At 61.7% G+C, this 19,231-nt stretch carries 20 protein-coding genes; 2 read left to right on the forward strand and 18 right to left on the reverse strand.

The features are described from left to right. Positions 1–182 precede the first annotated feature (182 nt). Both F3W81_RS07205 and F3W81_RS07210 read left to right on the forward strand, forming a co-directional pair. A complete protein-coding gene (locus F3W81_RS07205) occupies positions 183–1,916 on the forward strand; it encodes a DEAD/DEAH box helicase (RefSeq protein ID WP_193082938.1) in 1,734 nt (577 codons plus the stop codon). Positions 1,917–2,050: 134 nt separating this feature from the next. Further along, positions 2,051–2,440 (forward strand): PilZ domain-containing protein, encoded by a 390-nt coding sequence (locus F3W81_RS07210; protein ID WP_193082939.1) that lies wholly within the window; start codon positions 2,051–2,053, stop codon positions 2,438–2,440. On the opposite strand, the gene F3W81_RS07215 is transcribed toward F3W81_RS07210, so the two are convergent. From F3W81_RS07215 to F3W81_RS07300, 18 genes are all read right to left on the reverse strand, one after another. After that, positions 2,380–4,053: a ribonuclease J gene (locus tag F3W81_RS07215; protein WP_193082940.1), complete on the reverse strand. Its 1,674-nt coding sequence runs from the start codon at positions 4,051–4,053 to the stop codon at positions 2,380–2,382. The two genes, F3W81_RS07210 and F3W81_RS07215, sit on opposite strands and share 61 nt — an antisense overlap. Then, complete coding sequence (locus F3W81_RS07220; protein WP_193082941.1) at positions 4,050–4,829, reverse strand: type III pantothenate kinase; 780 nt, start codon at positions 4,827–4,829, stop codon at positions 4,050–4,052. The genes F3W81_RS07215 and F3W81_RS07220 overlap by 4 nt, the downstream gene beginning before the upstream one ends. A 38-nt stretch (positions 4,830–4,867) precedes the next feature. Beyond that, entirely contained in the window at positions 4,868–5,623 is a 756-nt protein-coding gene (locus F3W81_RS07225; RefSeq protein ID WP_193082942.1) for a biotin--[acetyl-CoA-carboxylase] ligase, read from the reverse strand. Positions 5,624–5,637: 14 nt separating this feature from the next. Then, entirely contained in the window at positions 5,638–7,074 is a 1,437-nt protein-coding gene (nuoN, locus tag F3W81_RS07230) for an NADH-quinone oxidoreductase subunit NuoN (RefSeq protein WP_193082943.1), read from the reverse strand. Positions 7,075–7,089: 15 nt separating this feature from the next. Then, positions 7,090–8,646, reverse strand: a complete 1,557-nt coding sequence (locus F3W81_RS07235) for an NADH-quinone oxidoreductase subunit M (RefSeq protein ID WP_193082944.1) — start codon at positions 8,644–8,646, stop codon at positions 7,090–7,092. Next, positions 8,646–10,775 carry an NADH-quinone oxidoreductase subunit L gene (nuoL, locus tag F3W81_RS07240; RefSeq protein ID WP_193082945.1) on the reverse strand — a complete coding sequence of 710 codons (2,130 nt, stop codon included), beginning with the start codon at positions 10,773–10,775 and terminating at the stop codon, positions 8,646–8,648. The genes F3W81_RS07235 and nuoL overlap by 1 nt, the downstream gene beginning before the upstream one ends. A 4-nt stretch (positions 10,776–10,779) precedes the next feature. Beyond that, complete coding sequence (nuoK, locus tag F3W81_RS07245; protein ID WP_119398520.1) at positions 10,780–11,085, reverse strand: NADH-quinone oxidoreductase subunit NuoK; 306 nt, start codon at positions 11,083–11,085, stop codon at positions 10,780–10,782. A gap of 103 nt (positions 11,086–11,188) precedes the next feature. Next, positions 11,189–11,797 (reverse strand): NADH-quinone oxidoreductase subunit J, encoded by a 609-nt coding sequence (locus F3W81_RS07250; RefSeq protein ID WP_193082946.1) that lies wholly within the window; start codon positions 11,795–11,797, stop codon positions 11,189–11,191. Further along, the gene (locus tag F3W81_RS07255) at positions 11,794–12,201 is read right to left on the reverse strand and encodes a carboxymuconolactone decarboxylase family protein (RefSeq protein ID WP_193082947.1); all 408 of its coding nucleotides are present in this window, start codon (positions 12,199–12,201) and stop codon (positions 11,794–11,796) included. Before F3W81_RS07255 ends, F3W81_RS07250 begins: the two co-directional genes overlap by 4 nt. Further along, positions 12,198–12,698 carry an NADH-quinone oxidoreductase subunit NuoI gene (nuoI, locus tag F3W81_RS07260; RefSeq protein WP_193082948.1) on the reverse strand — a complete coding sequence of 167 codons (501 nt, stop codon included), beginning with the start codon at positions 12,696–12,698 and terminating at the stop codon, positions 12,198–12,200. Before nuoI ends, F3W81_RS07255 begins: the two co-directional genes overlap by 4 nt. Before the next feature lie 3 nt (positions 12,699–12,701). Further along, positions 12,702–13,742 (reverse strand): NADH-quinone oxidoreductase subunit NuoH, encoded by a 1,041-nt coding sequence (gene nuoH / locus F3W81_RS07265; protein WP_193082949.1) that lies wholly within the window; start codon positions 13,740–13,742, stop codon positions 12,702–12,704. 6 nt (positions 13,743–13,748) lie between these two features. Then, positions 13,749–14,174: a hypothetical protein gene (locus F3W81_RS07270; RefSeq protein WP_193082950.1), complete on the reverse strand. Its 426-nt coding sequence runs from the start codon at positions 14,172–14,174 to the stop codon at positions 13,749–13,751. Further along, complete coding sequence (gene nuoG, locus F3W81_RS07275) at positions 14,171–16,189, reverse strand: NADH-quinone oxidoreductase subunit NuoG (RefSeq protein WP_193082951.1); 2,019 nt, start codon at positions 16,187–16,189, stop codon at positions 14,171–14,173. Before nuoG ends, F3W81_RS07270 begins: the two co-directional genes overlap by 4 nt. 6 nt (positions 16,190–16,195) lie before the next feature. Then, positions 16,196–16,645, reverse strand: coding sequence for a DUF5333 domain-containing protein (locus F3W81_RS07280; RefSeq protein WP_193082952.1), 450 nt, complete (start codon positions 16,643–16,645; stop codon positions 16,196–16,198). Then, the gene (locus F3W81_RS07285) at positions 16,639–17,010 is read right to left on the reverse strand and encodes a hypothetical protein (RefSeq protein WP_193082953.1); all 372 of its coding nucleotides are present in this window, start codon (positions 17,008–17,010) and stop codon (positions 16,639–16,641) included. Before F3W81_RS07285 ends, F3W81_RS07280 begins: the two co-directional genes overlap by 7 nt. A 12-nt stretch (positions 17,011–17,022) precedes the next feature. Further along, positions 17,023–18,321 carry an NADH-quinone oxidoreductase subunit NuoF gene (gene nuoF / locus F3W81_RS07290; RefSeq protein ID WP_193082954.1) on the reverse strand — a complete coding sequence of 433 codons (1,299 nt, stop codon included), beginning with the start codon at positions 18,319–18,321 and terminating at the stop codon, positions 17,023–17,025. A 3-nt stretch (positions 18,322–18,324) separates the two neighbouring features. Next, a complete protein-coding gene (locus tag F3W81_RS07295) occupies positions 18,325–18,555 on the reverse strand; it encodes a DUF5337 domain-containing protein (protein ID WP_193083700.1) in 231 nt (76 codons plus the stop codon). A 10-nt stretch (positions 18,556–18,565) separates the two neighbouring features. Continuing rightward, a complete protein-coding gene (locus F3W81_RS07300) occupies positions 18,566–19,201 on the reverse strand; it encodes an NADH:ubiquinone oxidoreductase (RefSeq protein WP_193082955.1) in 636 nt (211 codons plus the stop codon). Between the last annotated feature and the right edge of the window lie 30 nt (positions 19,202–19,231).

The following is a 19,231-nucleotide window of genomic DNA, read 5'->3' on the forward strand; positions in this document are numbered from 1 at the left end:
CCCGAAGGCCCGGAGAGATGAAGAAACCGTGTCAAAACCCCGGCGTCATTGACGTTTTGCCACATATGCTGTATTTCGCGAGGCACCATGGGGCGCGGCCGATCTGCGCTCCGGGGGCCATGAGGGCCCCCTATCTTTTCAGACGCTACGGGCCGAGATGTGTCCGTAAACACCGGATACATATGACCAAGTTTTCTGATCTGAACCTGGACCCCAAGGTCCTGCAAGCCATTGAAGAAGCCGGCTACGAAACGCCGACGCCGATCCAGGCGGGTGCGATTCCCCATGCGTTGGCGGGCAAGGATGTCCTTGGCATCGCGCAGACCGGCACCGGCAAGACCGCCAGCTTCGTGCTGCCGATGATCACGCTGCTGGCCAAGGGCCGTGCACGCGCGCGCATGCCGCGCAGTCTTGTCCTCTGCCCGACACGGGAACTCGCCGCGCAAGTGGCTGAGAACTTTGACACCTATACCAAGCACCTGAAACTGACCAAAGCGCTGCTGATCGGCGGCGTCAGCTTCAAGGAGCAGGAGCAGCTGATCGACCGTGGCGTCGACGTGCTGATCTGCACCCCCGGCCGCCTGCTCGACCATTTCGAGCGTGGCAAGCTGCTGCTGACCGGCGTGCAGATCATGGTCGTGGACGAAGCCGACCGGATGCTCGACATGGGCTTCATCCCCGATATCGAACGCATCTTCAGCCTGACCCCCTTCACCCGTCAGACGCTGTTCTTTTCGGCCACCATGGCACCTGAGATTGAGCGTATCACCAACACCTTCCTGTCCAACCCCGAGCGGGTTGAGGTTGCGCGTCAGGCCACCACAGGCGCCAATATCGAACAGGGCGTCGTGATGTTCAAAGCGACCCGCAAGGATCGTGAAGCCACCGAAAAACGCCGTGTTCTGCGTGAGTTGATTGATCAGGAAGGCGACAGCCTGACCAATGCGATCGTGTTCTTCAACCGCAAGATGGACGTCGACACCACTGCGAAATCCTTGCGCAAATATGGCTATGACGCGGCTCCGATCCATGGCGATCTGGACCAGTCGACCCGCACCAAGACTCTCGATGGGTTCCGCGAAGGTTCGCTCAAGATCCTCTGCGCCTCCGATGTCGCGGCGCGCGGTCTGGACGTTCCGTCCGTCAGCCACGTCTTCAACTTTGATGTGCCCTCGCATGCCGAAGATTATGTGCACCGCATCGGCCGTACCGGCCGCGCCGGGCGCAAGGGCAAGGCGATCATGATCTGCGTGCCGAAAGATGAACGCAATCTCGCCGACATCGAGAAGCTGGTCGAGAGCGAGATCCCTCGCATCGAGCTGCCGGGCCGTCCTGGGGCGAAGGCAGACAGCACAGAGCCTCCGGTTGACACCGAAGCGCAGCCGACCGGCCCCGTTGCCGACACCGGCGCTGAGGCGAAACCCGCTCGCGCCCCCCGGACACGCACCCGCAGCCGCAGCAAGCCTGCCGCCGAGAAGGCCGCTGCCGTCGCGGAGGCCAAGCCGGAGCAAGCGGCAGAACGGCCCAAGCGCCAGCCGCGAAAGGCCCAGCCGAAGCCTGCAGAGGCGAAGGTCGACGCAGCACCACCTCAGCCCAAGGCCGAGACTAAGGCCCCTGGGGCCGCCCCTGCCCCGCAGCAGGTCAAGCCCGCAGAGGTGGCACCCGCCGAGACCAAGGCAGACGCGCCCAAGCCGGTCGAGCCCCGCGTCACCGACGCCCGTGCAAACGACAGCCGTGGCAATGACGCACGTTCTGCCGACAACAGCAACGATCGCACGCGCGGCAGCAGCAACACCAACAACAACGCGCGCGGCAAATCGCGCGGTGGCTCTGGCGGTGACAACCGCGTTGTCGGCATGGGCGATCATATGCCCAGCTTCATCGCCCTGTCGTTCGAGGAACGTCGCGCAGGCTGATCAGCCTCCGCGGTGACGTTTTTAACCGGCCGGAAAGTCGCGCGAATTGGCGCAACTTTTCGGCCGGTTTTTTAATGTCCAGTAAGAGTACAAGACTAGCCTCGGCTCTCAGCAACTTTGGGGAGCGACGGGATATGTCTTTCGATTTGAAGATTGATGCTGAAATCGGCCGCCGCCGGTTTTCACGCTATGCGTTCCAGCATGATTGCACCCTGATCGTCGACGACCTGTCGATAACGGGCCGCATCTTCGATATCTCTCTGGGGGGGGCCGGATTGATGCTTCCACTGGTCGCATCGAGCTACGGCAGGCTCGATCAGCTCAAGTTCAGGATCGAAGATGTCTGCAGTTTCGGCGCTTTGGTGCGCTGGAAGGCAGACAAGAAGATCGGTCTTCAGTTCGATCCGGTCGCGCACCGCTCAATGGCGTTGCGCGACCTTCTCGAAAGCTTGTCGGACAGGGATCAGGCCGACAACCGGGAAATGACAACCGTCACTTCGGGCTTCTTGCCGATCTCATCCTGAGAGGTGTTGCGCACAACGCGGCGCAGCGCCTCTTCCAGTTTGGCATCGTTCATCAGGGTCTTGGCATCCGCACGACCGATGAACTGGCTCAGATCCTGCTCCAGCACGTCGGTCAGCGGCGATTTGGAGCGGCCAGTCTCAGGCAGGCCCATCAGATCGCACCAGGGTTCCCCCAGAGGCTCGTCCTGCTCGTCCAGCACGAACGTAACCGTGACATGGCCATTCAGCGCCATGCGGATACGATCACGCACGATGCCGTCCATGGCCCCGATCTGAACCGACCCGTCGAGGTAGGTGCGACCGCTCTCGATATACTCGGCGACCTTGGGCTGATTGCCCGACAGGTCGAGCATCATGCCATTGACGCAGACGACCGCAGCACGGCCCTTGGCCAGCGTCATCTTGGCGTGTTCGCGCAGGTGACGGTGTTCGCCGTGCATCGGAATGACCATCTGCGGGTTCACAACGTCCTGCATCTTTTCCAGATCCGGGCGGTTGGCGTGGCCAGACACGTGATAACGGCCATTGCTGTCGTCGATCACATCCACGCCCTGCTCCGAAAAGGCGTTCATGATCGCAATCACGCCCTTTTCATTGCCCGGAATGGTCTTGGAGGAGAACAGGAACGTGTCGCCCTCTTGCATCTGCATGCCATGGAACTTGCCACGCGCCAGCTGAGCGGAGGCCGCACGGCGTTCGCCCTGGCTGCCCGTGACGATCAGCATCAGGTTCTCGCGCGGGATTTCCCGCGCCTCTTCGGTGCTCACAACCTTCGGAAAGCGGGTCAAGACGCCAGTTTCCAGCGAAGCTTCGACCATGCGACGCATGGCGCGGCCCATCAGGCAGATCGACCGCCCTGCCCGCTCGCCAGCTTCGGCCAGCGTGCGCACCCGGGCAACGTTGCTGGCGAAGGTGGTTGCAACCAGCATCCCCTTCGCTTCGGCGATCAGCGTCTGCACCTCGGGGCCAACCTCGGACTCCGAGCGGCCGGGGTTGGGCGAGAAGATGTTGGTGGAGTCACAGATCAGCGCCTTGACGCCGGGCTTGGACACTTCGCGCCACAGCTCTTCGTCAAACGCCTCGCCGACCAGCGGGTTGAGGTCCAGCTTGAAGTCGCCGGTGTGGATGATGCGGCCCTGCGGCGTGTCGATGACCAGCGCGCTGCTCTCCGGGATCGAGTGCGAGATCGGCAGGAAGCCGACCGTGAAGGGGCCGGCCTTGGTGGTCGCGGGCCAGACGCTCGCCGTGGTGACAGCATGGTCGCCAACGCCGTATTCCGCCAGCTTGCCACGGGCGATATTGGCGGTGAAGGCGCGGGTGTGGATGACGGGGGCGCCAAGACGCTCGTACAGGTGCCCGATGGCCCCGACGTGGTCTTCGTGCGCGTGGGTGATGAACACGGCCTCAAGCCGCTTCTTGTTCTTCACCAGCCAGGAGACATCGGCGAAGATCAGATCAACACCGGGCGTTGTCTCCATGTCCGGGAAGGCGACGCCAATGTCGACCAGGATCAGCCGTTCCTTACCGGCAGGCCCGTAGCCATAGACATAGGCATTCATGCCAATTTCCCCAGCACCGCCGAGGGGGAGATAGATCAGCCGGTCGTTGCTCATGAGTTGCCTAACGCTCTGTTGAAATCATAGATGATCCTCAGACCGTGAATGGTCAGGAACTCATCGAAATGGTCGAACAGCGTATCGCCCTGTCCGAACAGCGGCGCAAGCCCTCCGGTCGAGATAATGCGCATGGGTCGGTGATATTCAGCCTTGATCTGGTCGCATATCCCGCGAACCAGCCCCACATAGCCCCAAAACACGCCTGACTGCATACAAGCAACCGTATTCGTGCCGATGACCTTGGCGGGTTTCGTCACGTCAACGTGAGGCAGGGCGGCAGCCGCTTCGTGCAGCGCCTGCAGGCTGAGGTTGACGCCTGGCGCGATGACCCCACCGACATAGGCCCCGTCTTCGGCCACCACGTCAAAGGTCGTGGCGGTGCCGAAATCGACGACGATCAAATCGCCGCCGTAGCGCTCAAATGCGCCAGCGGTGTTGACCAGCCGGTCGGGGCCGACCTGCGTTCCTTCGTCGACACGCGGCGGCATCGGCAGCGCGCATTCCGGCTTGCCCACCACCAGAGGGCGACAGTTGAAGTACCGATCACTCAGCACCCGCAGATTGAATACCACCCGGGGCACGGTCGTCGAGATGATGACCGCATTGATGTCCATTGGAATCTTGTGATGCGTCAACAGCGTCGACAGCCAGACATAGTATTGATCCGCCGTGCGCTGATGTTCGGTCGAGGTCCGCAGCGTGCACAAGAAGCGCTCGCCGTCCCAGACCGAGAAAACCGTATTGGTGTTCCCGCAATCAATGGCCAGAAGCATGGGCTTCCTCCTCCCCTGTCCGGTCGTGCCGGTGTCGCTTAGAAAAATACGTCGGCGGCGGGGATCGCATGACGGGTTCCCTCGCTGCTCAGAACCAGATGGCCACGGTCATCAAGTGTCTCGAAAATGCCGGTCAGCGTGTCGGTCCCGACACGGGCTGTGATGGTATGGCCCAGATGACTGGCACGGGCCAGCCAGGCCTGCCGGATCGGGCCGAAGCCCATCGTCCGCATCGTCGCCTCGTGACTGGCATAATGTACCGCCAGCACGTTAAGAAACTCTTCGGGCCGCACGAGAGAGCCTGTCTCCTGCGCAAGCGCAACCGGGCGCAGCGCAGTGGGTTCAACCTCGTCTGGGGTGGGCGCTTCGGCCAGATTGACGCCAATCCCGATGGCCAGTCCCGGAATACCCGCCTTGGAGGGCAACCCCTCCAGCAGGATACCCGCCACCTTAGCGCCATTCAGCAGCACGTCGTTCGGCCATTTCAGGGAAAACGGATCGGTGCGCCCAGTCAGCGTCACGAAGGTGTCGTGCAGCGCCAGCGCCGCCACGAAAGAGCGCAGCGCGAATGTTTCGGGCCGCTCAGCCAGTGGCAGGATCAGGGTCGCCGCAAAGTTGCCCTTGGGATGTGACCAGGGCCGCCCACGGCGGCCCCGAGCCTTGGTCTGATTCAATGCCAGTAGCCAGATCGGCCCCTCTTGCAGGGCGTCATAGCGCCGCCGCGCCTCGTCGAGGGTACTGTCCACTTCGGCCAGCACCACCCGACCATAACCCGCGGGCCAATCGTCAGGCATCGGCACGCTCAAGGTCAGTTCACCAGTGTCATGGCCGCAGCCTCAGCCAGACCTTCGATGCCGAACAGGTTGATGACACCCAGCACCATGATCCCGGCAGAGACCATCAGAAGCGACCACAGAACCGGGCTCTTCGGTGTTTCCAGCGGATCCGAGGACTCGCCGAAGTACATGTAGAACACGATCCGCAGGTAGTAATAAGCACCGATCACCGAGGCGATCACACCCAACACTGCCAGCCAGCCAAGACCAGCCTCATAGGCGGCCCGCAGGACGTAGAGCTTACCGAAGAAGCCAACCAGCGGCGGCACACCGGCAAGGCTGAACATCAGGATCAGCACCGCGAGGGCGCGGCCCGGATTGTTCGCCGAATACATCTTCAGCGCCGAGATATCCGTCACCGGCTGGCCGTCCCGCTCCATCGACAGGATAAAGGCGAAGGCACCGACGTTCATGACGATGTAGATCGACATGTAGATCAGCATTGCCTGCACGCCAAAGGCTGTTCCCGCCGCGAGGCCCATCAGGGCATAGCCCATGTGCGCGATCGAGGAATAGGCCATCAGACGCTTGATATTCGTCTGACCGATGGCCGCGATCGAGCCGAGGAACATCGACAGCAGCGAAATGCACGCCAGGATCTGTTGCCAGTCACCAACGATCCCGCCGAAGGCATCAAAGACGACACGGGCGAACAGGCCCATGGCTGCAATCTTGGGGGCCGTGGCGAAGAAGGCCGTGATCGGGGTCGGCGCGCCTTCATAGACGTCCGGCGTCCACATGTGGAACGGCACGGCGGAGACTTTGAACGCCAGACCCGACACCATGAACACCAGCCCGAACAGCAGGCCAAGCGGGGCCTGCCCTTCGCTCATCGAGGCAAGGATACCGCTGAACAGCGTCGTGCCCGAAAATCCGTAGACCAGCGAGGAGCCATAGAGCACCAGACCAGAGGACAGCGACCCGAGAACGAAGTATTTCAGCCCCGCCTCGGTCGACTTGATGCTGTCACGGCGCAGCGAGGCGACGACGTAGAGCGCAAGCGATTGCAGCTCCAGCCCCATGTAGAGCGTGATCAGATCCCCGGCGGAGACCATCACCAGCATCCCCAACACAGCCAGAGTGACCAGCACAGGGTATTCGAAATTCAGGATCTTGCGACGGGCCATGTATTCCTGGCCCATGATCAGCACGGCCGCAGCCGAGAACAGGATCACCACTTTGGCAAACCGTGCGAAGCCATCGGCATTGTACATGCCGTGGAAGGCGGTTTCGGGGGTCGTGCGGGTGGCGATGAACAACCCGACAATCACATAGATGACCGCCGTGACCCAGACCAGCAGCCCCGCAGCCTTGTCCTTGCTCGTGTAGACCGCCCCGATCAGCGACAGCATCGCGAAGCAGGCCAGAATGATCTCCGGCAGAATTGTGTTCAGATCAGCCTGAAGCATCAGGTAGCCTCCAGATCAGTGCGACGTGGCAAGAGCGGCAGCCGTATCGCCGAGGCGATTGGCCGCTGCCAGAGCGGTTTCGTGGTGTGCGATCAGTGCCTCGACCGAGGGACCAATCAAATCGGTAACGAGCGCGGGGTAGACCCCCAGCAGGATCGTCATGGCGACGAGCGGCGTGAAGATCCACTTCTCACGGGGGCTCAAGTCTTTGATGGACTTGAGGCTTTCCTTGATCAGATCGCCCATCACCACGCGGCGGTAGAGGAACAGAGCATAGGCCGCCGAGAAGATGACGCCCGAGGTCGCGACCAGAGCCACCCAGGTGTTGACCTGGAAGATCCCCATCAGCGTCAGGAATTCACCCACAAAGCCACTGGTGCCCGGAAGGCCGACGTTCGACATGGTGAAGAACAGGAAGATCATCGCATAGGCCGGCATCCGGTTGACCAGGCCGCCATAGGCCGAAATCTCACGGGTGTGCATCCGGTCGTAGATTACGCCCACGCAGAGAAACAGTGCGCCGGAGATGAAGCCGTGGCTGATCATCTGGAAGATGGCACCGTCGACCCCCTGCTGGTTCATCGAGAAGATGCCCATCGTGACATAGCCCATGTGGGCAACCGACGAATAGGCGATCAGCTTCTTCATGTCTTCCTGCACCAGCGCAACGAGGCTGGTGTAGACGATGGCAATCACGCTCATCCACAGGATCAGCGGCGTCATCACATCTGCGCCCACCGGGAACATCGGAATGCTGAAGCGCAGGAACCCATAGCCGCCCATCTTCAGCAGGATCGCCGCCAGAACGACCGAACCGGCAGTCGGCGCCTGAACGTGCGCATCCGGCAGCCAGGTGTGCACCGGCCACATCGGCATCTTCACCGCGAAACTGGCGAAGAAGGCGACGAACATCAGCGTCTGCATCCCACCCACGACGTGGATACCCAGCAGCGAGAAGTCGGTGGAGCTGAAATCGTGCATCATCAGCGTCGGAATATCCGTCGTGCCCGCATCGGTGAACATCGCCACCATCGCGACCAGCATCAGCACCGATCCGAGGAAGGTATAGAGGAAGAACTTGAAGCTCGCATAGACGCGGTTCGCCCCGCCCCAGATGCCGATGATCAGGAACATCGGGATCAGACCGGCCTCAAAGAACAGGTAGAACAGCACCAGATCCAGCGCCATGAACACGCCGAGCATCAGCGTTTCCAGCAGCAGGAAGGCGATCATGTATTCCTTGACGCGCTTGTTGACGCCCCAGGAGGCCCAGATCGTCAGGGGCATCATGAAGGTGGTCAGCAGTACGAACAGGACTGAAATCCCGTCAACGCCCATCTTGTACTTCATGCCGAGCAGCCAGCTGCGCTCCTCGACCATCTGAAAGCCGGTGTCGGCCGAGTTGAAGCCGGCAAGGATGAACAGCGACACGAGGAAGGTCAGAGCGGTGGCAATCAGCGCCACCCACTTGGCATTGCGCTGCGCAGCCGCATCCTCGCCCCGAAGAAAGATCGCCAGGATCAGGGCCGCGATGGCGGGCATGAAGGTGACGATGGAGAGAAGATTGTTCATTATTCCGCCCCTCCGGTGAGCGACATCCAGGTGACGAAGACCGCGATACCGATCACCATCGCGAATGCATAGGTAAAGATGTAACCATTCTGCGCGCGACCAGCGAGCCGGGTGAAGAAGGGGATGATCCCCATCGCCACACCGTTGATACCGCCGTCAACGATCTTGCCGTCGCCGGTTTTCCACAGAGTCCGACCGATCCAGAAGGCAGGACGGACGAAGATGAAGTTGTACAGCTCGTCAAAGTACCACTTGTTCAGCAGGAAGAGGTACAGCGGACGGTTCGCGTCGGCCATGCGTTTCGGCAGGGTCGTGTCCTTGATGTACATCGCCCAGGCAATGACGAAACCAAGAAGCATCGCGATGAAGGGGCTCAGCTTGGCCCAAGCCGGGGCATGGTGTGCCTCTTCCAAGGTGTGGTTGTCAGCCCGCATGAAGATCGCGCCCTGCGGAGCCACGCCCGGAGCCATCGCAACATGCGCGCCCTCTGCAGCTACCGCCGTGCCATGACCAGCCTCGGCCACAGGGACAGCGCCTTCTGTCGTGGCAACTGCATGCTCGGCACCCTCGGCACTGTTTTCAGAAGCTTCGGCGTGATGCTCGGGCATCCCGAAGAAGCTCAGCACCTTCTCATGGTCGCCGAAGAAGCTGTTGTACCACAGCATCCCGGAGAAGATCGCGCCAAGGCTCAGCACGCCGAGCGGGATCAGCATCACTTTCGGGCTTTCATGGGCGTGGTCGTGGGTGTGCTTGTCACCGCGCGGCGTGCCGTAGAAGGTCAGGAAAATCAGCCGCCACGAGTAGAAGCTGGTGAACAGAGCCGCGATGACCAGCATCCAGAAGGCGTAGCCGCCGTTGGTGCCCGCATAAGCAGCCTCGATGATCGCGTCCTTGGACAGGAAGCCGGCAAAGCCGATGCCCGTGAAAGGAATGCCGACACCGGTGATCGCCAGCGTGCCGATGACCATCGCGTAGAAGGTATAGGGGATCTTCTTCCGCAACCCGCCGTAGTTCCGCATGTCCTGTTCGTGGTGCATCGCGTGGATGACTGAACCGGCGCAAAGGAACAGCAGTGCTTTGAAGAAGGCGTGTGTCAACAGGTGGAACATCGCCGCCGAATAGACGCCGACGCCCGCGGCCACGAACATGTAGCCGAGCTGCGAACAGGTCGAATAGGCGATGACGCGTTTGATGTCGGTCTGCACCAGACCCACGGTCGCAGCAAAGAAAGCCGTCGTCGCACCGAGGAAGGTGATGAAGGCCAGCGTCTCAGGCGCGTATTCCATCAGCGGCGACATGCGGCAGACAAGGAACACACCGGCGGTCACCATGGTCGCGGCGTGGATCAGAGCCGACACAGGGGTCGGGCCTTCCATCGCGTCCGGCAGCCAGGTGTGCAGGAACAGCTGCGCCGATTTACCCATCGCGCCGACAAACAGCAGGAAGGCCAGCAGGTTGGCGGCATTCCAGTCACGCCACAGGAAGGTGATCGTCGTATCCGCGATCTGCGGTCCAGCGGCGAAAATATCGTCGAGGTGGATGCTGTCGACCAGAAAGAACAGACCCGCGATGCCAAGCGCAAAGCCGAAGTCACCAACGCGGTTGACGACAAAGGCCTTCATGGCGGCGGCATTGGCCGAGGGTTTCTTGTAGTAGAACCCGATCAGCAGATAGGAGGCAACGCCCACCCCTTCCCAGCCAAAGAACATCTGCACCAGGTTGTCGCTGGTGACCAGCATCAGCATCGCGAAGGTAAAGAAGCTCAGATAGGCGAAAAAGCGGGGCCGGTATTCCTCGGCATCCGTGAAATTCTCGTCATGCGCCATGTAGCCAAGGCTATAGAGGTGCACGAGCGCAGAAACCGTCGTGACCACGATCAGCATCGTCGAGGTCAGCCGGTCCAGCCGGATCCCCCAGGAGGTGCTGAGCGAGCCGCTCTCGATCCAGCGCATGATTTCGATGTGCTGCACCAGTTCAGGCGTGGTGAAAAATGTGATCCAGCTGAGGAAACAGGCGAGGAACAGCAGACCCGTGGTCAGGTACTGCGCGCCCTTCACCGTAATCAGCCGCCAGCCGAAGCCTGCGATCAATGCGCCAATCAGGGGCGCGAAGAGGATGATCGTTACCATGGGCTCAGCCTTTCATCACGTTGACGTCTTCCACGGCAATCGTGCCGCGGTTGCGGAAGAAGCAGACGAGAATGGCAAGCCCGATGGCTGCCTCTGCCGCCGCGACGGTCAGGACGAACAGGGTAAAGACCTGCCCGGCAAGATCCCCGAGGAAGCTGGAGAATGCGACAAGGTTAATGTTCACTGCCAGCAGGATCAGCTCGATGCTCATCAGCAGGATGATGATGTTCTTCCTGTTCAGGAAGATCCCGAAAATCCCGATGACGAACAGCGCGGCCGCCACCGTCAGGTAATGTTCGATTCCGATCATGTCCCTCGGTTCCTTTTGTCCCCTGTGCCGGCGTTTGTGCGGCACTGGTCTTGATCTTGTTTCCAGCCGTCCCGCATGGGGCGGCGCATCCGGTCAGCGGCCCTTACAGGCCCTGCCCCGGTTTCACATCTTTCATTTCCATCGACTTGGCCGGATCGCGCCACATCTGGTGCAGCACGTTCTGCCGCTTGATGTCCGTGCGATGGCGCAGCGTCAGGACGATCGCCCCGATCATCGCGACCAGCAGGATCATGCCCGCCAGCTGGAAGGCCAGGAAATATTGCTCATAGATCAGCAGGCCAAGCGCGGCGGTGTTGCTGACACCCTCGGGCGTGATCGCCGTGCGGGCGGCCTCGGCCCCCTCAGACGTCGACCAGCTGCCGAACGCCAGACCGAATTGCATCAGCAGGATGACCCCGATCAGCAGCGCCAGCGGCATGTACTTGGCCATCTCGGCCTTCAGCTCGGCGAAATCGACGTCCAGCATCATGACCACGAAAAGGAACAGCACCATGACCGCGCCGACATAGACGATGATCAGCAGCATCGCGACGAATTCAGCCCCCAGCAGCACGAACAGGCCGGCGGCGCTGAGGAAGGTCAGGATCAGCCACAGCACCGAGTGCACCGGGTTGCGGGAGATCACCGTGAAGAGACCCCCGACAACCGCGCTCAGCGCGAAGAGGTAGAAGGAAAGCGCGGCGATGGTCATGTCTCATCATCCTCTTGTTCGTCCATGACCTCCTTGGCGAGCTGAGCGGCCCGGGTCATGGCTGGTATACCGGCGAACATCGACATCTGTGCGATGGCCTCGGCGATTTCTTGTTTCGTGGCGCCCGCTTCCAGCAGATGCCGCACCGTGATGCGCAGCTGCGTGTCCGCCTGAGCGCCCTGCATCGTCAGACCGGCGAGGGTCAAGAAAAGCCGGGTCTTGCTGTCCAGCCCGTCCTTGTTGAACCCTTTGCCAAAGGCCATCTCCATCCACTCTTTCGGGATGGTCGGCCAAAGCTGCTCGAACCCCTTGGGTGAAAAGGTCTCAAGCGCGGGGTTCATGGCCTTGGCCATGTCCTGCGCCTGTTTCATCATCATCTCGAAGGGGTTCTTTGCATCGCTCATCTGTAGGGTGCATCCAGTTCGAGGTTCATCGCGATTTCTGATTCCCAGCGATCGCCGTTCTCAAGCAGCTTCTGCTTGTCGTAGAACAACTCTTCACGGGTTTCCGTCGCAAATTCAAAGTTCGGACCTTCGACGATCGCATCCACCGGGCAGGCTTCCTGGCAGAAGCCACAGTAGATGCACTTCGTCATATCGATGTCGTAGCGCGTGGTACGGCGGCTGCCGTCCTCACGCGGTTCGGCGTCGATGGTGATCGCCTGCGCCGGGCAGATCGCTTCGCAAAGCTTGCAGGCAATGCAGCGTTCCTCGCCGTTGGGATAGCGACGCAGCGCGTGCTCACCCCGGAAGCGCGGCGACAGCGGGCCCTTTTCATGCGGGTAGTTCAGCGTCGCCTTGGGCTTGAAGAAATACTTGAAGCCCATCTTCATGCCTTTGAACATGTCGAACAGCAGGAAGTATTTGGCGGCGCGTGTGTAGTCGATGGCTTGAGTTGCCATAGGTCAGCCTCCAATCATCCAGCGGGCATAGGCGCCGCCGAATGCTTCGAATTTCGCAAGGAATGCCACGATTACGACCCAGCCGAGCGACAGCGGAAGGAAGACCTTCCAGCCAATGCGCATCAGTTGGTCGTAGCGGTAGCGCGGGACGACGGCTTTCACCATGGCGATCAGGAAGAACACGATGATGACCTTACCGAAGAACCACAGGAAGCCATCTGGCAGACCGGGGATCGGCGACAACCAGCCACCAAAGAACATCAGCGTCATCAGCGCGCACATCAGAACGATGGCGACATATTCACCGATCATGAACAGCAAGAACGGTGTCGAGGAGTACTCCACCTGATAGCCGGCCACCAGTTCCGATTCCGCTTCGGGAAGGTCGAACGGCGGGCGGTTCGTCTCGGCCAGCGCAGAGATGAAGAACAGGAAGACCATCGGGAAGTGCGGCAGCCAGTACCAGTTCAGCAGCCCGAGGTTGCCGTCCTGTGCATGGACGATGTCGGTAAAGTTCATCGACCCGGTCGAGATGATCACGCCGATGATGATCAGACCGATCGACACCTCGTAGGAGATCATCTGCGCCGCAGAGCGCAGCGAGCCGAGGAACGGGTATTTCGAGTTCGACGCCCAGCCCCCCATGATCACGCCGTAAACCTCAAGCGAGGAGATGGCGAGAACATACAGGATCGCGACGTTGATATCCGACAGGACCCAACCTTCGCTGAACGGGATCACCGCCCAGGCGATCATCGCCAGCACGAAAGAAAGCATCGGTGCCAGCAGGAAGACGAACTTGTCTGCCCCCGCCGGGATCACCACTTCCTTAGTGATGTATTTCAAGAAGTCCGCAAAGCTCTGCAGCAGGCCAAAGACGCCCACCACGTTGGGGCCCCGGCGCAACTGCACCGCCGCCCAGACCTTGCGGTCCGCGTAAAGCAGAAAGGCCAGTGCGACCAGAAGCGGCACCACGATCAGCAGAACCTGCCCAATGATCACAAGCAGGATGCCAAGCGGGTTGGAGGTGAAAAATTCAGCCATGTGTCCTCACACCGTCGGTATACCGTTAGCCGCGCAGTTCGCGGCGGCGACGTCTGCGTCGATCGTCAACGTGCCCTTGGGCAGGTCGGCTGAAACGGTATAAACCGCATCTGCTTCCCAGAGACCAGAGCGTTCGGAGACATTTGTCCGCAGATGTCTTGCAAATCCGTAGCCACGAATGAGCGTATATTGCGCAGCCGCGCAATCTGCATAATTCGTGACGTCGTCAGCGTCGCGCGCCCCCCGCATGGCAACCCGGAAATTGACCAGAGTGTCATCAAGAAGGCGCGTTTCGATTCCCTCATAGACCGGGGCAAACACCGGTTCGGCACGCTGCGCCGACTCTGCGCCGGACTGAGGGTTCGCCCCAGCCGAAGCGCAGGCCGACAACGCCAGCGCGCCTGCCCCGATATATGCCCCGTATCCGCTCATTCCGCAGCCATCGGTGCGGCGTTGCGTTCTGCCGCGCGGCGCGCCAGATCCGCCATGACTTCCGATGCACGTGCAATCGGGTTGGTCAGGTAGAAATCCGTCACCGGCATGGCAAAGCTGGCGTTGCTCAGCGGCTTGACCTCAAGCGGCTGCCAGTCGTTTTCCGGCACCGTGTCGATCAGCGCCAGATGCGGTACCGCCTCGATCAGCGCGCGGCGCAGCTGCGCCAGGCTGTCGAAGGGCAGTGTTGCGCCCAGTTCCGCCGAGAGAGCCCGCAGGATCGCCCAGTTTTCCTTGGCCTCGCCCGGTGCATAACCCGCGCGCACCGCCAGTTGCGTACGGCCTTCGGTGTTGACGAACAAGCCGTTCTCTTCCGTCCAGGCCGCGCCCGGCAGGATCACGTCGGCGCGGTGTGCGCCGCGATCGCCGTGGCTGCCCTGATAGATCACGAAGCTGCCCGGCTTGATGTCCAGCTCATCCGCGCCGAGCGAGTAGATCACTTCAGCGTCCTTGACGGCCGCCCCCATGCCACCCTCGGTCACAGCGCCGACGTCCATCGCGCCGACCCGTGCCGCTGCAGTGTGCAGGATCAGCAGCTTGGAGTTGGAGTTCTCCGCCAGTTTCATCGCATGGGCCAGCACATCCGCGCCGCCCTCACCGCGCAGGGCGCCCTGCCCGACGATGACGATGGAGTTCAGCTCTTTCGTCTCGCCGATCTCTTTCGACGACAGATCCGCAAGCGCACTGCGGTCCTTGCCGACATGCACATATTCATAGCTCAGATCGATCGCCTCGCCGATCACACCGACCGTCGCGCCGCGCAGCCAGGCCTTGCGGATACGCGCGTTCAGCACCGGCGCCTCGATGGCGGGGTTGGTGCCGATCAGCTGGATCATCTCAGCCGAGTCGATATCCTCAATGGTCGCCGTGCCGACGTAGCCAGAGCGGTTCCCCGCTGGCAGCTCCGCGCCATCGGTGCGGCATTCCACGACGCCGCCCAGACCCTCGACCAGCTGCTTGAGCGCATAAGTCGCCTCGACCGAAGCCAGATCGCCGATCAGACCGGCGACTTTCTTGCCCTTCATCGCGGTCGCCGCAACGGCCAGCGCTTCGGGCCAGGTCGCGGGCTTCAGCTTGCCGTCAACCCGCACATAAGGCGTGTCGAGGCGCTGGCGTCGCAGACCGTCCCAGACGAAACGCGTTTTGTCGGAAATCCACTCTTCGTTCACGCCGTCATTGTTGCGCGGCAGAATGCGCATGACTTCGCGGCCCTTGGTGTCGACCCGGATGTTCGAGCCGAGAGCGTCCATCACGTCGATGGTCTCGGTCTTCGTCAATTCCCAGGGACGGGCGGTAAAGGCGTAGGGCTTGCTGACCAGCGCCCCAACCGGGCAAAGGTCAATGATATTGCCCTGCATGTTGGAGTGCAGCGTCTGGTTCAGATAGCTGGTGATTTCGGCGTCTTCGCCGCGCCCGGTCTGGCCCATCTGCGTGATGCCTGCGACCTCGGTCGTGAAGCGCACGCAGCGGGTGCAGGAAATGCAGCGCGTCATATGGGTCTCGACCAGCGGGCCGAGATCCAGATCTTCACTGGCGCGCTTGGGTTCGCGGTAGCGGCTGAAGTCCACACCGTAAGCCATTGCCTGATCTTGCAAATCACACTCGCCGCCCTGATCGCAGATTGGGCAATCCAGCGGGTGGTTGATCAGCAGGAATTCCATGACCCCTTCGCGGGCCTTCTTGACCATGGGCGAGTTGGTCTTGATCACCGGCGGGGCCCCATCGGGGCCGGGACGCAGATCCTTGACCTGCATCGCGCAGGAGGCCGCTGGCTTCGGCGGACCGCCGACAACCTCGACCAGACACATCCGGCAGTTGCCCGCGATGGACAGCCGCTCATGATAGCAGAACCGCGGCACCTCGACCCCGACCTGTTCACAGGCCTGGATCAGCGTCAGGGCCGGATCTACCTCGATCTCCTGGTCGTCGATGATGATCTTGCGAAGGTCAGACATGCGTGCTCACTTTGCTCTCAGAAGGACACCGATGCGGCTGTTCCGCGCCATCTCGGCATCGCCGAGCCTGCACAGATCCGCCGGATTATTGGGGTCCAGACCTTGGGATTTCATGTAATTCTCGCCCAGCTTGCGAATGCGGGCCTTCTCGGCATCACTGCGGACATAGGACAGAACGTCCTTGTTGGAGTAGCCCATGTCCCGCGCCAGATTGCGCAGGTCATTCAGCTGCATCCAGCCTTTCACGGTGCGGGCACCGATCCGGTCGCACTTGTCGCTGATCTCGATCGCCATGGCGATCCACAGCATCTCGCCGTCGATCTCCTGCACCTCCCGCAGCGCCGGGCGCGCGGCGGCGGGCGAGGCGAACGTGGTCACGCTCACCGCACTCAGACCCGCCAGCACCAGCACGGCAGCGCGCAGGGGCGCAGCGCGATATGTCAGCCAGCTTACCATCCGCGGCACATCCCGCTGAACAGCATGCCGTTTTCCGACATCACCATCGCGGTGGGCGGGCTGTCCGGCCCGACAGCCCAGGTGATCACGGAATCGCCGTAGTACTTGATGCAATGCTGCACGCCTTCATAGCGCGCCGCCTCGCGGGCACCGGTCAGGCTCTTCTCCGGCTTGGCCACCGCGACCGTGAAGGCGCGCGGATCTTCCGGGTTTGCCGTCAGCTTGGCCCGAAAATACTGGCCGTCAAACGCAGGGCGTCCGCCATTGCGAATGCCGCTCATGACTTCATTGGTGCAGCCGGTCAACGCCAGCAGCGCCAGCGCCGCAAAAACGCCCGACCGGCAGAGGGTATGAGGGGAGCTCATCCGCACCACCGCTTACCGTGCCGCCAGAACAGTTGCGCCACGGCCAACGCGCTTGGCCTTGATGCGCTCTTCGATCTCGTCGCGGAAGTGACGGATCAGACCCTGGATCGGCCAGGCCGCCGCATCGCCGAGGGCGCAAATGGTGTGCCCCTCAACCTGCTTCGTCACGTCGAGCAGCATGTCGATTTCCTCGACCTCCGCTTCGCCCGACACCAGACGGTCCATCACGCGCATCATCCAGCCGGTGCCTTCGCGGCAGGGCGTGCACTGGCCGCAGCTCTCGTGCTTGAAGAACTTCGCCAGACGCCAGACGGCTTTCACGACGTCGGTGTTCTGGTCCATGATGATCATGCAGCCGGTACCGAAGGAGGACTGGTTCTGACGCATCCAGTCGAAATCCATGATGGCATCATCCAGCTTGTCCTTGGGCAGAACCGGGCAGGATGCGCCACCGGGAATGATCGCCTTGAGGTTATCCCAGCCGCCGCGCACACCGCCGCCATGACGCTCGATCAGCTCACGCACGGGCAACGACATCGCGTCCTCAAAGACGCAGGGGTTGTTGACGTGGCCGGTCAGCGCGAACAGCTTGGTGCCGACGTTGTTGGGGCGACCGAAGCTGGAAAACCACTCCGGGCCGCGCCGCAGGATCGTCGGCACAACCGCGATGGATTCGACGTTGTTCACCGTGGTCGGGCAGCCGTAAAGGCCCGCGCCCGCCGGGAACGGCGGCTTCATCCGCGGCATCCCCTTCTTGCCCTCAAGGCTTTCCAGCAGAGCCGTTTCTTCGCCGCAGATATAGGCGCCGGCGCCGTGGTGCACATAGAGATCGAAATCCCAGCCCGAACCGCAGGCATTCTTGCCCAGCATGCCCTTGTCGTAGGCCTCGTCGATCGCCGCCTGCAGCGCTTCACGCTCACGGATGTATTCACCGCGGATATAGATATAGCTGGCATGCGCATTCATCGCGAACGACGCGATCAGCGCCCCCTCGATCAGCGTATGCGGATCGTGACGCATGATCTCGCGGTCCTTGCAGGTCGCAGGTTCGGATTCATCGGCGTTGATCACCAGATAAGACGGGCGGCCATCGCTTTCCTTGGGCATGAAGGACCACTTCAGACCGGTCGGAAAGCCCGCACCGCCCCGACCACGCAGGCCCGAAGCCTTCATCTGGTCGATGATCCAGTCGCGGCCCTTGCCGATGATATCCGCAGTGCCATCCCAATGGCCACGGCTCTGCGCGCCTTTCAGCGAACGGTCATGCATACCATAGAGGTTGGTAAAGATGCGGTCCTGGTCCTTGAGCATGTCTTACCCTTTGTCATCCCGGCGCGCGCGCCAGATTTGTGCTGTCACCACCAGTGCCCAGATCAGGGCAGCGATGGCGGCAAAATCGAAAAGAAAGGCATACCGTTCCGGCAGCCCGAGCGTTCCGCCCAAAAACTGAAGCCCCATCCAGACGATCATGGTGCCGGCAATCACGATGCCGACCATGCGGGCCTTGCGGGCCTGCGCCATTTCTGCCGAACGGTTCCCCGTCATGTTCAATCCCTTACGCCCCGCCATCGGAGAGGAGCGTTCTTGCCTGCGCGGCCCAGTCGTCCCGGGTGACGCGCCCTTTGAACCCTTTCAGGTTCGCCTCGACCCAGGCCACTTCGGCCCCGGTCCAACTTGCGATCTGAGCGAAATGGTAGATCCCCATCTCGTTCAGCGTGTCCTCAGCCACCGGGCCGAGGCCCTTGATCAGCTTCAGATCATCCGCGCCACCGTCCTGCGGGGCCTTCAGACCTTGCGGCGCGACCGGCTCGATCACCAGCGGATCCCGCGCTTCGGCATCCTCGGCGTCCGGTTCCGGCACCACTTCCGTCGCCCGCGTGACCACTATCGCGGTCTCGGGCACCGCAGCGATCTGCACCTCGACGCCAGAGGGCGCTGGCTCGGCACGCGGCGCGAACATCGCCTCCGCAGCCTGATCACCGCCGACAGTCGCCGCGCCGGGGACAAAGCGCGTTTCGGACGCACAGATCACCCGTGTCAGCACCATCCCGATGGCCACCGCCCCAAGGATCGACAGGATCAATGCCAGAAGAAATCCGAAAGCACTGCTCAAGGCGACCAGCAGCGTGATGGCGATCACCACGCTCAGCCCCAGGCAGGTTGTCCTGCAGATATCTGCCGTCTTGCCCATCCGTCTCCGTCAGTTTGGCCCCAAGCGGCC

It is taken from the genome of Pseudooceanicola spongiae (assembly GCF_014899185.1).
Classification (GTDB): Bacteria; Pseudomonadota; Alphaproteobacteria; order Rhodobacterales; family Rhodobacteraceae; genus Pseudooceanicola; species Pseudooceanicola spongiae.

Excerpts from the sequence above, each read along its gene's own strand:
- F3W81_RS07205 (WP_193082938.1), top strand. The coding sequence starts at position 183 with ATGACCAAGTTTTCTGATCTGAACCTGGACCCCAAGGTCCTGCAAGCC.
- F3W81_RS07210 (WP_193082939.1), top strand. The coding sequence starts at position 2,051 with ATGTCTTTCGATTTGAAGATTGATGCTGAAATCGGCCGCCGCCGGTTT.
- F3W81_RS07215 (WP_193082940.1), bottom strand. The coding sequence starts at position 4,053 with ATGAGCAACGACCGGCTGATCTATCTCCCCCTCGGCGGTGCTGGGGAA.
- F3W81_RS07220 (WP_193082941.1), bottom strand. The coding sequence starts at position 4,829 with ATGCTTCTGGCCATTGATTGCGGGAACACCAATACGGTTTTCTCGGTC.
- F3W81_RS07225 (WP_193082942.1), bottom strand. The coding sequence starts at position 5,623 with ATGCCTGACGATTGGCCCGCGGGTTATGGTCGGGTGGTGCTGGCCGAA.
- nuoN (WP_193082943.1), bottom strand. The coding sequence starts at position 7,074 with ATGCTTCAGGCTGATCTGAACACAATTCTGCCGGAGATCATTCTGGCC.
- F3W81_RS07235 (WP_193082944.1), bottom strand. The coding sequence starts at position 8,646 with ATGAACAATCTTCTCTCCATCGTCACCTTCATGCCCGCCATCGCGGCC.
- nuoL (WP_193082945.1), bottom strand. The coding sequence starts at position 10,775 with ATGGTAACGATCATCCTCTTCGCGCCCCTGATTGGCGCATTGATCGCA.
- nuoK (WP_119398520.1), bottom strand. The coding sequence starts at position 11,085 with ATGATCGGAATCGAACATTACCTGACGGTGGCGGCCGCGCTGTTCGTC.
- F3W81_RS07250 (WP_193082946.1), bottom strand. The coding sequence starts at position 11,797 with ATGACCATCGCCGCGCTTTCCTTCTACCTCTTCGCGCTGAGCGCGGTT.
- F3W81_RS07255 (WP_193082947.1), bottom strand. The coding sequence starts at position 12,201 with ATGAGCGATGCAAAGAACCCCTTCGAGATGATGATGAAACAGGCGCAG.
- nuoI (WP_193082948.1), bottom strand. The coding sequence starts at position 12,698 with ATGGCAACTCAAGCCATCGACTACACACGCGCCGCCAAATACTTCCTG.
- nuoH (WP_193082949.1), bottom strand. The coding sequence starts at position 13,742 with ATGGCTGAATTTTTCACCTCCAACCCGCTTGGCATCCTGCTTGTGATC.
- F3W81_RS07270 (WP_193082950.1), bottom strand. The coding sequence starts at position 14,174 with ATGAGCGGATACGGGGCATATATCGGGGCAGGCGCGCTGGCGTTGTCG.
- nuoG (WP_193082951.1), bottom strand. The coding sequence starts at position 16,189 with ATGTCTGACCTTCGCAAGATCATCATCGACGACCAGGAGATCGAGGTA.
- F3W81_RS07280 (WP_193082952.1), bottom strand. The coding sequence starts at position 16,645 with ATGGTAAGCTGGCTGACATATCGCGCTGCGCCCCTGCGCGCTGCCGTG.
- F3W81_RS07285 (WP_193082953.1), bottom strand. The coding sequence starts at position 17,010 with ATGAGCTCCCCTCATACCCTCTGCCGGTCGGGCGTTTTTGCGGCGCTG.
- nuoF (WP_193082954.1), bottom strand. The coding sequence starts at position 18,321 with ATGCTCAAGGACCAGGACCGCATCTTTACCAACCTCTATGGTATGCAT.
- F3W81_RS07295 (WP_193083700.1), bottom strand. The coding sequence starts at position 18,555 with ATGACGGGGAACCGTTCGGCAGAAATGGCGCAGGCCCGCAAGGCCCGC.
- F3W81_RS07300 (WP_193082955.1), bottom strand. The coding sequence starts at position 19,201 with ATGGGCAAGACGGCAGATATCTGCAGGACAACCTGCCTGGGGCTGAGC.